The following is a 13,848-nucleotide window of genomic DNA, read 5'->3' as shown; positions in this document are numbered from 1 at the left end:
GGTTATCTAACGATGGTCATCTCTTCGATGAGGTTTGTTGCACCGTCAACGTATTCCATTACCCATAACATGTAGCGGCTATCTACATGGATGGTACGGGTTGTTTTCGGGTCAAAATCCCAATCAGAATTGACGCTCTCAAACGTACCGTCAAACAACAAACCGATAAGCTCTGCTTTTGCGTTGAGCGTTGCTGAGCCTGAGTTGCCGCCTGTTGAATCTAAATCCGTCAGGAAGTTTACCGGCACGCTGTTAATAGCGTCTAGTTTGTAAGGTCCGTATTTCTTGTCCTCAATAAGCTCAAGCTGTTTTTTAGGTGAGTCGAACGGTGTCTCGCCCGTGTCTTTTTCGGTAATACCTTCAAGACGAGTAAACGGCTCGTAAATCAGACCGTCTTTTGGCGAGCCGCCCATTACGTTACCGTAAGTGACGCGCAGCGTACTGTTTGCATCTGGATAAGCAAGGCTGCCCAAAGATTTTTGCCACTCAATAATGGCACTCATGTATTTAGGGCGAAGCGCTGCAGCTTTACCGCTTAGCGTTTTGCTCTTATCTTCAATAGCCATCTCGGTATCGAACAGGGCAACCGCAAGTTTAATGAACGGGTCGTTGCTATTTTCGAAATCAGCGCGGCTTGCAGTTAACCATTTCAAACGTTCTTCAGTGTTAGTCAATGAAGTCTTGTCGTAAAACGCCTTTAACTTCTTCTGAAGTGTTTTCCCGTCAGTATCACTATCAATGCCTACTGCTTTATCGAACGCGGCTACTCGGTTTTCTTCAGGCTGTTCAAGGTACATACTAATCATTTTTTGCCAAACGGCCTGATCAACGGCCGGATCAAAGCGACGCTCAATGCGTTCTACGCCTTCTTTCAGGCGAATTTGATCGCGGTCCTGAAATCCAGATTCACGTTCTGCGTCCGGCTTTTCTTTTTCGATGGCATTGCGATAAAGGGTTTGGGCTGACGACAAGAGTTGTGCACGACTTAGGTTGTTGTACCAGAAGTTCTGCTTGTTCATTTGCATTTGTTCAGCACTAACCGCATCAAGATCGGCTAGTGCTTGCTTCATTTCACTCTTACCGTTTTTATCAAGCCATGCAGCTAGTTGCTCTTCACGCTCAGCGCGACGTGGAACAAGTCCAACGCGTTTAGCGCCAGAAAGCTGGCCCAACGTATTTTTGTGGAAGTTGTTAAGTCCCGCTAACAATGCTTCGTATTTGATACGCGCATCGCTGCCTTCTTCAGATGCACTTTCGATAGTCTTGATCCACGCGTCTACCAGTTCAAGGTAAGTGGGATATAACCAATCAAACGTGTACGACACTTGTGATAAACGTGCATAGCGATTAGTAGAGCCAGGGTAGCCCGCTGCCATAACAAAGTCGCCGTCTTCAAGTCCAGCTGCCGAAACTTTTAAGAAATGCTCAGGTTTAAACGGCACGTTCTCTTCACTGTAATCAGCAGGTTTACCGTCTTTACCCACATAAGCACGATAGAAAGAGAAGTCGCCCGTATGACGAGGCCACATCCAGTTATCTACATCACCACCGTATTTACCAATTGAATCAGCAGGCGCGTAGGCAATGCGCACGTCACGAATTTCCATTTGCTTAATTAGCTTATACTCAAGGCCTTGGAAAAACGAAGGCACAGAGCAGCGGAAGCCCGCTTCAGACTCACATTCTGCAATTAATGCTTTGCGGTTCGCTTCAATGAGGTCGTAGCGCTCGCGTCCTTGAACGTCATCGCTGATACCGCCAATGACGTTGTCGGTTACATCAGAAAAATCGACCGTAACGAACATGCGTGTACCCGGCGCGGCCGGCAGTTCTTCACCAATTTCTTTTGCTAGGAAGCCATCTTTTAAATAGTTGTTTTCTGGGGTGCTGTTATATTGAACAGAGCCGCGCGCACAGTGGTGATTAGTAACGGCCAAGCCTTTGTCAGAGACAAACGATGCTGAACAGCCACCTAATGAAACAATCGCGCCCATAGGAAACGCGGTTAGGTCGTTAATACTACTAGCAGGGATTGCTAAGCCTGTTTCTTTTAAATCGCCGGCAATTGAAGGGAGTTGTTCTGGCGTGAACATGCCTTCCTTAGCATTTACTTGCATTGCACTGCCAAGTAGCGCGGCAGAAAGACAAAATACACTTACTTTAGACATGGGTGATCCTTGTTCTTGTCGTTAATCTCATTGTTATAAGTCAGTCGTAATAAATACCAAGTTAACGTGTACGTCAACATTGTTACAGTGTAACGATTATATCCGGCTTGCCCTACTAAAAGGCGTATAGCGCACCGCGTGAATTTGTTAAAAAGTGTAACTAGCCGCCACTGACAGCGTAGTTGGGGCGTTCATCGCAGAAATAGGAAGACGGGTAATTTGAAGGCAATAAAAAAGGCAGGGTGTGAACCCTGCCTTTCGAATCTTAAGAATCAATAGTTCGTACTTAAAGCACTGATACCAATGCTTTAGCTAGTGTTTCTACGTTTTCTTGGTTGATGCCCGCAATGTTCACGCGGCTAGAATCAACAAAATACACACTGTGCTTTTCACGCACTTCGCGCACTTGCTCTGGAGTAATACACAAGAACGAGAACATACCTTTTTGGTCGTTTACGAAGCTAAAGTCTTTAGGCGAGCCATTATCGTGAAGGTTTTGAACTAGCATTGCACGGAGTGATTTCATGCGATCGCGCATTTCGTTCACTTCAGATACCCACTCGTTGTTAAGTGCTTCGTCAGCTAGGATAATGTCTACCAACGCGCCGCCGTAGCTTGGTGGCATAGAGTAGATGCCACGTGCGATTGACTGAATTTGACCCTGAGCAATTTTACGGGTTGCTGAATCTTCAGTAATGATGGCAGCCAAACCAACACGTTCGCGATAAAGGCCAAAGTTCTTAGAACAAGAAGCTGCAACAATAACCTCTGGTAGGTTTTCTACCAATAAACGCATGCCGTACGCGTCTTCTTCTAAACCTTCACCAAAACCGAGGTAAGCCACATCGATGAAAGGCAGGAATTCTCGCTCTTTCGCTACTTCTAGTACTTCATCCCATTGTGCATTAGTAAGATCAGCACCTGTAGGGTTGTGACAGCAACCGTGTAGAAGAACGATATCGCCTTTTTCAGTTTTGCGAAGGGTTTCCATCATAGCGTCAAAGCGAATGCTTGCTGACGCTTTATCGAAGTACGGGTAGGTTTCGATTTTAAGACCCGCAGAGCCGATAAGTGGAATGTGGTTCGCCCATGTTGGGTCGCTTACCCATACTTTAGCGTTGTCGTTACAACGGGCAAGTAGTTCTGAAAGAATACGCAATGCACCGCAACCACCTGGAGCTTGAACCGCTGCAACGCGGTCTGCTAATAGAACGGGGCTAGTCTTACCTAATAGCAAAGACAACATACCGTCGATAAAACCTTGGTTGCCCTGAGGCGTGATGTAGGTTTTGCTAGTTTCGGTATCTAAAAGCACTTTTTGCGCTTTTGCGACACTTGAAAGAATAGGGGTATTACCTTGCTCATCTTTATATACGCCAACACCTAAATCGATTTTGTTTGGGTTGGTGTCTTCACGAAAAGCAGCTGACAGGCCAAGAATTGGATCTGGGGCGAGATGGGGTAATACTTCAAACACGATATGTCCTCACGTTACGTTGGTATGCAAAAGATAGCAGGCTGGCATTATGCCACCGATGGTAGAAAAAACGACCCCTAAAGGTTGAAAATATTTCAATTAGTCGAGGAAAGAAAACGTAAACGAAAGTTTCATTTCAAAAACACCCTAAATTGAAAAAGAAAAAGCGCGGGTTTCTTGTGCTTCGCCTTTGTCTGAAAAGCGTCGTTCTTTCCAGGTCAGCGTATTGTTTTTATCTACTAATAGCAGTGTAGAGGTACGCGTTCCGTATTTTTCGGATTGAATAAAAATGGAAGACAACGCCTTTTCCCACTCATAGCCTACGCCCGTGTCGGGTAACAAGGCATCGTCAGCTTTATTGTCGTAACGTAAAATATCAAATAAGTCTTCATCATTAATGATGTTTTGTTTGGTGACATAATTGTTCAATGCGGTAACGCCCTGCGTGACTTTTGGCCAAGGTGTGGCAATATCCGCGTTAGACAAACCGTAGACACCAGTGTCGATAATGTGGGTCGAATTGTTTACGTTGTTGTAAACCTTAAGCGAATTTATATCTCCGAATAACAGGTTGTAGCCGTTGTATCGGTGGCGCGTTTTTTCTAGCGTTGCCAAGTATTGTGATTGTGCAACAGACTTCATTTCGACTGAGTCGTGCTTCAGCCAGTTGGCGACTAATTCACCTCGCGATACCGCATTTTTATTGATGTTGTGTGGGTCCCTTACATTAGTAAGTGCCGCCACATATCCGTTACGCGTAACACCCATCCAGGTTCCATTAGCTTCTAAGTCTTGTCCGGCGAGCAAATGCGGGTGGCTTTTCCAGAATGAAGACGGCGCGGTTGGTCGTGCGTAAAACTCATCCCGATTCGCAGCGATGATAAGCGGGTAGTCATCTCGCATATTGTTTGCGATAAATAAAATACACATAGCTATATTAAGCCCATATTCTCTAAGAATTCAAAACGCTGTATTGTTAACAATTGCGTTACAAACCCATTTTGATTACTCTTCGCCAAACTGCGCACACTCCAACGTTTTACTCTGTTAATTAATATGCGGGTACAATATGGAAAGTAAAGCGCTTTTCGTTACGGCATTCCACTTCGAAGCCTCAGAAAATAAATTAGCAAATAGATAACCTAAGTGTAGTAAGCAGAGCATAATAATAATGACAGAAACCTCACACCCTCAAACCCACTCTCAACGGGCCAATAGTGTCAACGTTGGAGAGCATGTCCCTCGCAAGTGGCCCAACTGGTTGTCGTCGTTCGCAGCTTGGGTGCTGACAAAAAGGGGCTGGCGTGTAGAAGGTGAACTAATCAATCAGAAAAAAGCCATTTTAGCGGTAGCACCGCATACATCGAACTGGGACTTCTTTATTGGCTTGTTCGTGGTTTTTTCCTTTAAGCTAAACATTAATTTTTTCGGAAAGCACACCATCTTTGCGCCCCCTTTGGGCGCTATTGTTAAAAGATTAGGCGGTATTCCTATAGAGAGAAGTAAAGCGCATGGGGTGGTCACGTCTATTGCAAATAAGATAAAGGAAGCCGATCAATTAATACTCGCGTTAGCGCCAGAGGGTACACGAAGCCCCATTTATCCATGGAAAACAGGCTTTATGCACATTGCACGAGAAGCCGAAATTCCTATACAAGTCATTGGGTTGGACTACGCCAGAAAAATGATTGTGTTGGGGCCAATTATTCAGAAAGTGACTAACATAGATGAACAAATGCAAACTATTTATACGTTTTATGATAATGTTTGCGCAAAATATCCTAAAAACTGCATTACAAAGCCATAATCATTTCTATTGAAGTGGTAAGTACGCAACCGTATCAACTCAGAGTACTGGTGCGCACTCGGCTCGGTCGCAAACATCTATTTTCGGAGCTTCACCCGTGACAAAATTGGGATTCACAACCCGTCAGGTTCATTCTGATCGCATGCTAAATACGCCTGAACATGGTGGTGTTCACAGCAGCACGTCTAATTCAGTTCTTTTCGAGTTTAAAGATGCGCAGGGCATCATCGATGCGTTTCAAGGTAAACGAGCTGCTCATGTTTATTCTCGTTCATCGTCACCTTCTGTGGCGGCACTGCAAAATATGCTTAATGATCTGGAAGGCGGTGTAGGTACCTTGTGTTACTCAACCGGAATGGCGGCGATAAGCAGCTCGTTATTTGCTTTACTCAAAGCCGGCGACCATTTAATTGTAAGCCAATACCTATTTGGTAATACGCGAAGCTTTTTTGAAACCATTAAAGATTTTGGTGTGCAGGTTACCTACACAGATGTGACCGACATTCAGCAAGTCAAAGAAGCTTACCAGCCAAACACAAAAGGCGTTTACACCGAAACCGTAGCTAACCCTGTGACACAGGTGGCCGACCTTCACGCCATCGGTCAATTCTGCGAAGAGAAGCACATGCTGTTTATGGTTGATAACACCATGACGCCACCCCCTGTTTTTTATGCTAAAGATGTTAAAGCGTCGTTAGTGTTTTGCTCGCTGACAAAATACATTGCAGGTCACGGTAACGTTTTAGGTGGTGCTGTCATTGATACGGGTAACTATGATTGGAGTAAGTTTAGTAACCTAAAACCGGCTTATCAGGTTGCAGATACTGCACAGTGGGGCATTACGCAAATTAAAAAGAAAGGTTTACGCGATTTAGGCGCTACATTGGCACCGCAATCAGCGACGGCCATTGCCCTAGGCATGGAAACCTTAGATTTACGTTTATCACGAAGTCAGCATAATGCTATGCAGTTGGCGACGTTCCTAGATAATCATCCCAAGGTATCTAAAGTCTTTTATCCAGGTCTTGCCGACCACCCTCAGCATTTCATGGCACGGGAATACCTAAACGACGGCTATGGCGCAATTTTGAGTTTTGACCTTATCGACGGTGCTGATCCAGTGGCGTTTTTAAACGAAATGAAGTTAGTTATTTGCGCCACGCACTTAGGGGATAATCGCACCTTAGCGCTTCCAGTTGCGCCTACTATTTATTTTGAGAACACGGCAGAAGAGCGTGAGTTAATGGGTATTTCCGATACCATGCTGCGTATTTCGGTAGGTATTGAAGACACTCAGGATCTGATTGCAGATTTCGACACGGCGCTAAATACCATATAGATAAAATTTTCTTGTCGAGAAACACAAAAAAGGGGCGTTTGCCCCTTTTTTTATTTTAGATTAATTGGGTCTCAATATAATTGAAACACGATGGGTTTAGCTATTTTTGACTAGTCAAAACCTAGCGTAATTTGTCCACGAATTTCACCACTTGGGAATGCATCTGAGTGGAAGTTAGTGTAAAGACCTCCGTCTGCCATAACATTCATTTGCTCAGCAGTTAACGTAGTATTAGCTGGCACAGACCACATACCGCTGGTTCCAGCAGTAAGTCCAATTAGAACATCTCCATTTACGCCCATTTCACCCTCGTGAATGTGAGCCATGTTTGCTGTCATACCGGTAATGGTAACGCTGCCTGACAGTGCACCTGTAGATGTATTCAAAGTAAATGCACCGGCGCCGCTTGCTGTTGTAGTTACTGCAGGCACTTCTTGTAGGCCGTTGGCAATGATGCCGAACACTTCAATATTATCAGGCGTGATTTGGCCGCGAATTTCACCACCAGTATTAGCTGCTGTATGCACATTCACATAATGACCACCTGCCAGTAGTTGCGTAGCTGTGGCTTCATCTAGTGCTATGCTTCCGTCTGTCATCCAAACGCCAGCGGTGCTTTCACTTTCCACAAGTCCTACAAGTACGTCACCATTTTCACCAGCAAACCCAGTATGAATGTGCGCCATAGTCGCATTTTCAATAGTGGTTACCGCCACAAGAGAAACGTTGTTGTTTGTGGTGTCGAAGAGCGCATAGCCAGACCCCATTGCCATGGTGTCAACTGCTGGTACCTCTTGGCTGCCGCTTAGTGAGAATGTTACTACCGCAGTTGTGTCGGGAACAATCTGACCACGCACTTCGCCATTAGGGTTAGCGGTAGTGTGAACATTTAAATACCACTCACCGCTAGTCAGCGCGTCTAAGTTGCTAGGTGAAATATTAGTTTCAGCGAGAACATAAGTACCATTACCAGCATCAGTCAGTGGGAAAGCAACCGGACCATTCATACCAATGCCGCCATCGTGTACGTGTACACCAGTAACATCCGTTAAGCCTGATACGTCAACACTTACGCTAAACGCCGGTAAGTCTTCGTCAATTTCGACCACTGCAGTTGCCATAGACATAGTAGTAACGGCAGGCACTTCTTGTGAACCACTTAAGTTTACATTGTAAGTCATGTCAGCATTAAAAGCTGGTGGAGGTGGTGCTAGGCCATCAAGCAACGCTAATTGAGGTAAATCGCCTTCCATTGCACCATCTAATGCGATAGCAGTGTAAATCTCACCATTCTCAAGCGTTAAAACGCCTGTTTCGATTGCCGCTGTTTTGGTGCCTGTTGGTGTAACCGTAACGACGTAGTCACCTTCTGCAAGACTTACGTAACCTGTTTCAACAAGCTCGCCAGTCTCATAGGCAATATCGGCAAATGCCGGGTCAACCGCATCAATTTCGCCATCTGCGGTTACGTAAATATCGACGTTACCCGCTGAAGGTGAAGCATGTACAATACGCACTTTCGCTTCAGTCGCTACGGAGCGGGGCATATCAACAAGCACATCAAGTTCTGGTGCAGCCAAAACGTTGTTTGCGATAGCGGTATAAGACATACCTACTTCTAGCGTCAACTCAGCATCGTCAATTGCCACAACACTGTTGTCGCTATCGGCTACAACGTCAATGAGATAGTCACCGGCTGCAACAGACAAATAGTCTGTGGTGCGCGGGAACTGTATTCCGTCCACCAATACTATTTCGTTATTTGCTACAACATCAACCGCTGGTGCGTCGCTGATACCGTGCACAACGCGGATAGCAGCACCTGCTTCTGCATCCCATATTTTGAAGCTTCCATCACCGTCCGCGGCCAGTAATGTTACTGGTGAATCGCCTGTACCTACGTTATTAGTGGCAGCGATAAGCAAATCGGCACCGTCTGCAAGGTTTACCGTACCAGAGTCGTATACAACCGTTGTCTCACCGGCCGGTGTAATACGAATTTGATAATCGCCCGCGGGTACTTGAATCAAATCTGTCGCGTCAGTAAATTCAGCAGTAACAAGCGGCTGCTCGGCAGTGATATCTGTATCTGGTGCCGTAACATAAATATCAACAATAGGAGCCATTGATGCTGCATGTACAATCTGTACTTGAGCATTACCCGCGTCAACTGCGGTTTCCATACTGGTCACTGTTAAAAGCGATAACGACTCATCGCCAACATTACCTACGGCAAAAATATCGTAGTTCATGTCAGCTTCTAAAGTAACGTCAGCTTGCAGCACTTCAGCGTTTTCACCTGGAAGAATGCCTGTAACACCAATATCGTACATGCCTGTCTCGACTTCGAATCGAGATGAAGCAACTTGGTAATCAACGCTTTCAAGATCGTTGAGTATGGCGTCGTTAGCAGTGATGTTTACCATTGGTGCGTCTGATGCTGCGTGAACAACTCGAACGTTTGCGTATTCTGGGGCGGGTGTGGGCTCTTGTACGACATCGTCGTCGTCATCCGAGCAGCCAATTAAAAACAGTGGTAATATTGAACATGCAAGGAGCGCTTTGGTCCTTCTCATATTTTGTATCCTCTTAATTGTGTTGTGGCAAACTCGGTTACGCTGAGCAAATAAGAGAAGATCAACCCCCTTGCAACATTAACGTAATGTAATGTTTTCAATAATTTCACATTTACTCTGTTCCTTGGCAGTTTGTTCTACAAAATAGAACGAAGCCTTCATGTTTTTGATATTTTCGTCCCACCCGATTGCCGTAATATAGCCATATATAATCGAAACAACGAATATTGGAGTTCGGCATGAAAAAAGTACTGGCTATATTTTCCAGCCTAAATGGAAACCAAGGTAATTCTTCAAAGCTTGCAAACGAGTACCTTTCAAAAATTGAGAATGACGGTTCTGTGCACATTAACCGCGTGGATGTTGCCTCTCTGGCACTGCCTCATTTAACAGGTGAAGAAATGCAAGCGTGGATGACTGAGGCGTCTGAGCGAAATGAATCACAACAGGCATTGGTAAAAGTCTCTGATGACATTGTTGAAGCAGTAAAAGCGGCTGACGAAATTGTGCTAGCCGTGCCAATGTACAACTTTGGCATCCCATCGAGCTTAAAAGCTTACTTCGACCGTATTGCAAGAGCTGGTATAACATTTAAGTATACCGAGACAGGTCCTGTCGGATTGCTAGAAAATAAATCAGCGACTGTTTTTGCCGCGCGTGGTGGTGTGTATGCAGGTTCAGACTTTGATACGCAAACGCCGTATTTAAAACACTTTTTAAATTTTGTTGGTATCAGTGACGTTAAATTCGTTTACGCTGAAGGACTTAACATGGGCGAAGAGCAAGCAAACAAGGCATTTTCTGAAGCAAGCGAAAAAATTATTGAACTAACCAACAACTAAACACACTAAATTAATGCAGTTAGCTAAAACGTAGGAAGTATGTTTTCAGCTAAAAGTGTGTTCCAAGTTGAGTGTGCTTGATTGCCCCGCGTGTTACGCGGGGCTTTTTTATGCGCGGCTTTTAGATTCTCGTTTGGTGTGACCTATAGGCAGCGTTGATATTCGCGGTTTTATTCGCTTTTGAGGAGTGCCTCTATGTCAGCGATAAAAGCCGGATCAGTGGGCTTTGTTGAACTAGGGTAGTGGGTTATTTGCTTACCAGAGCTGTCAATAAGGTACTTATTAAAGTTCCATGATGGCGCTTTGCCGGTGGCGGTTTTTAGCATTCTATACATAGGATCGGCGTCTTCACCTTTTACCGATATTGGTTCAAACATCGGAAACTTTACGCCATAAGTCAATTCACACAGTTCTGCCGTTTTGCCTTCATCATTATCTTCTTGGTTAAAATCGTGCGACGGGAAGCCAAGTACTACAAAATCTTTGTCTTTGTAGTCACTATAAAGGGCTTCTAAACCTTCAAATTGTGGCGTGTAGCCGCAATAGCTGGCTGTGTTCACCACTAAAAGGGTCTTTCCGGCATATTCGTTACACAAATTCACCGTTTCTTGTGAGTTGAGCTTACGCTTCATGAACTTTAGTACGCTGGGGCACTCGCTCGCAAAGCTAGGAGTCGTGAAAAAGCTGAGCGCAAGCAACGCAGGTACAAAACCTTTCGCTTTCATAGTGTTTTACCTCATCAGTGAATTTTTGTTATTTTGTTCAGGCCGACAGACCAGTTTCACAACCATAAACGCAGATGGTTTACGTTTGGTTCACTATCTCAATCGATGAACGTTAGCGCATTAGTAACTGCTCTGCGTATAATGTTAACGTTTTTTACATAACAACGACTTAAAATAATGAAAAAATACTCTTCTTTACTCATCGCGGCTAGCGTTACTTTTGCGTTGGGCGGATGTGCAAGCACTACTAACGAACCATCTAGCCAAGCAGCGTCTACATCGCTTCCTGCTGCCACTGTCCAGCAAACCGTTACACCAGATGTCGCGCCTCAGAACAGCGCGAAAAATGGTGAAATTACTTTGAAGCAAATAATGTCAGACCCTCAATGGATGGGCGCGTTACCCGAAGGTATGGGGTGGTCGGTCAATGGCGATAAAATTGTTTTTGAAAAAGAAAGACAGAATAGCGCGTTAACAGATGTTTATGTTGCTGAACTCTCAAACCCTGCCAATGCCGTAAAAGCGCCATTATCAGATTTACACAAGTATCGTTTTGACGAACGTGTAGTAAGAAATGATGGTGTAATTGCTTATTCATTTGAAGACAGTGTTTATGTGCAATTTACCAACGGTGAAACTGTGCGTATCGCGCGTGGCGGGAATGCGCTGTCAACGCTTTCATTTATGACTGATGGCCGCTTAATGGCGTTAAGCGGTAACAAATTTATTGCTATAGACCTATCTAACGGCACCCGCGAAGAATTATTGAGCTGGGAGTTTAGCGACGAGCCTAAAGCGGTTGAGCCGCCTAAAGATTATATTGCCGAGCAGCAGCAGTCGCTGGTGGAATACATCAAACTACAGCGCAAAAACAGGCAAGAAAAAGACGACGCGCATAAAGCGTTGGCTAAAGAAAACAGCAGTGTAGCACCTACGCCTTTTTACTTTGATAAGTCGCATCGACTAGCGGGTATTAGCGTATCACCTGCGGGTAACTTTGCAGTAGTCGCCACCACGGAAAGTAAGCCGACTCGTGATGACAGCGACATCATGCCGCATTATATCCAAGAAGACAGCCGTATTGCCGCGAAGCCGGTACGCCAACGTGTTGCAGATGCAGAATCGGTAAATCATGAACTGTGGCTGCTTAATTTGAAAACTGGCGAGAAGAGTGAACTTAAATACTTTAATTTGCCTGGGTACAATGACGACGTGCTTGCAGATGTAAAAGAAGAAAACGCGAAAGCAAAAGGCGAGACCTATGAAGTTAATCGTTTGCCGCGCGACATTACCTTACTGCAAAGCTGGTATTGGACTAAGCCTTCGATTCGCTGGCACAAAAACGGTAACGCTGTTGCCGTTATGCTAGAAGCGTGGGACAACAAAGACCGATGGATTGCAACGGTCGACTTAGCGAATAAAACGCTAGAAAACCAACATAGGCTTCATGACGATGCGTGGGTAAACTACCGTTTCAACGCATTTGATTGGCTAAATGACAGCGAAACACTTTACTATCAGTCTGAGCATACTGGTTACTCTCACTTATACGTTCAAAAGCCTGGCGAGAAGCCTGTCGCGCTAACCAGCGGCCGTTTTATTGTTGACGATTTAACGCTTTCTAGCGATGACAATTATATCTACTTTAAAGCTAACATGGAGCACCCGGGGCTTTACGAAGTTTATCGTGCAGATTTAAGTGACAATACCATCGATACCATGACTGATTTGAATGGTATGACAGACTACTCACTTAGCCCTGATGGTAAAAATTTGCTGCTAAGCCATAGCAAGGTGAATCAACCACAAGAGCTTTACGTTAAGCCAGCAAACGAAACAACAGCGGCAAAGCAAATCACGCAAAGCACCAGTGCAGATTTTAATGCACTTCCATGGGCGGTGCCTAACATCGTTGCTATTGAATCGTCGCATACCGATGCACCTATTTACGCACGAGTATATTTACCGGAAAATTACGACAAGACGGCACCAAATAAAGCGGTAGTGTTTAATCACGGTGCAGGCTACTTGCAAAACGCCCACATGGGGTGGTCTGGTTACTTCCGAGAATACATGTTCCATAGCATGCTCGTGCAGCAAGGCTATGTCGTACTAGATATGGACTATCGCGCTAGTGCTGGTTACGGACGTGATTGGCGAACCGCTATTTATCGTCAAATGGGTACGCCTGAAGTGCAAGATTTGCGTGATGGTGTTAACTGGCTTGTTGAAAATGCAAATGTAGATCGTGAGCGTATTGGCACATACGGCGGTTCATACGGCGGCTTCTTGACCTTTATGTCTATGTTTACTGCGCCAGATCTGTTTGCGGCAGGTGCAGCACTTCGTCCGGTAACCGATTGGGCCCACTACAACACGCCATATACGGCTAATATTCTTAATACGCCTGATATCGACCCCATTGCGTTTGAGCGTAGCTCGCCAATTTATTTTGCCGATGGATTAGAAAAGCCGTTGCTTATCAATGCGCCAATGGTTGATGACAACGTGTTTTTCCACGACACCGTGCGATTGGTACAGCGTCTTATCGAGCTTGAGAAAGAAGATTTTGAAACGGCCATTTATCCGGTAGAGCCACATGGCTTTGTGCAGCCAAGCTCTTGGCTTGATGAATACCGCCGTATCTATAAGTTATTTGAAGAAAACTTATAAGCAATGCCTTTACTTTAATCGCCCAACGTCTAAGAAGCGCTGGGTTGCTCATAAAGTAATAGGCATACAGCAAAAGGCCCAAATTCAATGAATTCGGGCCTTTTTTAAATCTTCACTTTTCGTTTCAGCACATTTTATCTGTTTTTAACGAATCAATGTGCGCAATAAAAATGACGTTATTTCGCTTTAGCTGTTATTTTCTTTTCGCCGTAATAAACATAAGTAAAAAGATTGCGATACC

The 13,848-nt window shown here is 44.9% G+C and carries 9 protein-coding genes; 4 read left to right on the top strand and 5 right to left on the bottom strand.

Going from position 1 to position 13,848, the window contains the following annotated elements; translation table 11 throughout:
- Positions 1–2: 2 nt before the first annotated feature.
- The 3 genes from QVA83_RS14990 to QVA83_RS14980 form a co-directional block, all read right to left on the bottom strand.
- Positions 3–2,168: a S46 family peptidase gene (locus QVA83_RS14990; protein WP_156078447.1), complete on the bottom strand. Its 2,166-nt coding sequence runs from the start codon at positions 2,166–2,168 to the stop codon at positions 3–5.
- Between the two features lie 286 nt (positions 2,169–2,454).
- A complete protein-coding gene (locus QVA83_RS14985; protein WP_014949721.1) occupies positions 2,455–3,645 on the bottom strand; it encodes an amino acid aminotransferase in 1,191 nt (396 codons plus the stop codon).
- 147 nt (positions 3,646–3,792) lie between these two features.
- A complete protein-coding gene (locus tag QVA83_RS14980; RefSeq protein WP_014949720.1) occupies positions 3,793–4,575 on the bottom strand; it encodes an NRDE family protein in 783 nt (260 codons plus the stop codon).
- Positions 4,576–4,816: 241 nt separating this feature from the next.
- Between QVA83_RS14980 and QVA83_RS14975 the strand changes: the two genes are divergently transcribed.
- Together QVA83_RS14975 and QVA83_RS14970 are read left to right on the top strand one after the other, a co-directional pair.
- Positions 4,817–5,452, top strand: a complete 636-nt coding sequence (locus tag QVA83_RS14975) for a 1-acyl-sn-glycerol-3-phosphate acyltransferase (RefSeq protein WP_039236099.1) — start codon at positions 4,817–4,819, stop codon at positions 5,450–5,452.
- A gap of 97 nt (positions 5,453–5,549) precedes the next feature.
- On the top strand, positions 5,550–6,791 hold the full coding sequence (locus tag QVA83_RS14970) for a cystathionine gamma-synthase family protein (protein ID WP_039225530.1): 1,242 nt from the start codon (positions 5,550–5,552) through the stop codon (positions 6,789–6,791).
- Positions 6,792–6,901: 110 nt separating this feature from the next.
- On the opposite strand, the gene QVA83_RS14965 is transcribed toward QVA83_RS14970, so the two are convergent.
- Positions 6,902–9,367 (bottom strand): CHRD domain-containing protein, encoded by a 2,466-nt coding sequence (locus tag QVA83_RS14965; RefSeq protein ID WP_287498637.1) that lies wholly within the window; start codon positions 9,365–9,367, stop codon positions 6,902–6,904.
- 239 nt (positions 9,368–9,606) lie between these two features.
- Between QVA83_RS14965 and QVA83_RS14960 the strand changes: the two genes are divergently transcribed.
- Positions 9,607–10,209 (top strand): FMN-dependent NADH-azoreductase, encoded by a 603-nt coding sequence (locus QVA83_RS14960; protein ID WP_061485981.1) that lies wholly within the window; start codon positions 9,607–9,609, stop codon positions 10,207–10,209.
- Positions 10,210–10,379: 170 nt separating this feature from the next.
- Here QVA83_RS14960 and QVA83_RS14955 read toward each other — a convergent pair whose 3' ends face one another.
- Positions 10,380–10,934 (bottom strand): glutathione peroxidase, encoded by a 555-nt coding sequence (locus QVA83_RS14955; protein WP_014949715.1) that lies wholly within the window; start codon positions 10,932–10,934, stop codon positions 10,380–10,382.
- 177 nt (positions 10,935–11,111) lie between these two features.
- Here QVA83_RS14955 and QVA83_RS14950 point away from each other — a divergent pair, with 177 nt between their 5' ends.
- Positions 11,112–13,607: a S9 family peptidase gene (locus tag QVA83_RS14950; protein ID WP_287498636.1), complete on the top strand. Its 2,496-nt coding sequence runs from the start codon at positions 11,112–11,114 to the stop codon at positions 13,605–13,607.
- The last annotated feature ends 241 nt before the right edge of the window (positions 13,608–13,848 follow it).

The sequence above is a fragment of the Alteromonas sp. AO-Serp genome (assembly GCF_017849675.1).
GTDB classification, from domain to species: Bacteria; Pseudomonadota; Gammaproteobacteria; order Enterobacterales; family Alteromonadaceae; genus Alteromonas; species Alteromonas macleodii.
The sequence above is the reverse complement of the archived record's forward strand: the minus strand, read 5'-3'. Positions and strand labels throughout refer to the sequence as shown.

Excerpts from the sequence above, each read along its gene's own strand:
- QVA83_RS14990 (WP_156078447.1), bottom strand. The coding sequence starts at position 2,168 with ATGTCTAAAGTAAGTGTATTTTGTCTTTCTGCCGCGCTACTTGGCAGT.
- QVA83_RS14980 (WP_014949720.1), bottom strand. The coding sequence starts at position 4,575 with ATGTGTATTTTATTTATCGCAAACAATATGCGAGATGACTACCCGCTT.
- QVA83_RS14975 (WP_039236099.1), top strand. The coding sequence starts at position 4,817 with ATGACAGAAACCTCACACCCTCAAACCCACTCTCAACGGGCCAATAGT.
- QVA83_RS14965 (WP_287498637.1), bottom strand. The coding sequence starts at position 9,367 with ATGAGAAGGACCAAAGCGCTCCTTGCATGTTCAATATTACCACTGTTT.
- QVA83_RS14960 (WP_061485981.1), top strand. The coding sequence starts at position 9,607 with ATGAAAAAAGTACTGGCTATATTTTCCAGCCTAAATGGAAACCAAGGT.
- QVA83_RS14955 (WP_014949715.1), bottom strand. The coding sequence starts at position 10,934 with ATGAAAGCGAAAGGTTTTGTACCTGCGTTGCTTGCGCTCAGCTTTTTC.
- QVA83_RS14950 (WP_287498636.1), top strand. The coding sequence starts at position 11,112 with ATGAAAAAATACTCTTCTTTACTCATCGCGGCTAGCGTTACTTTTGCG.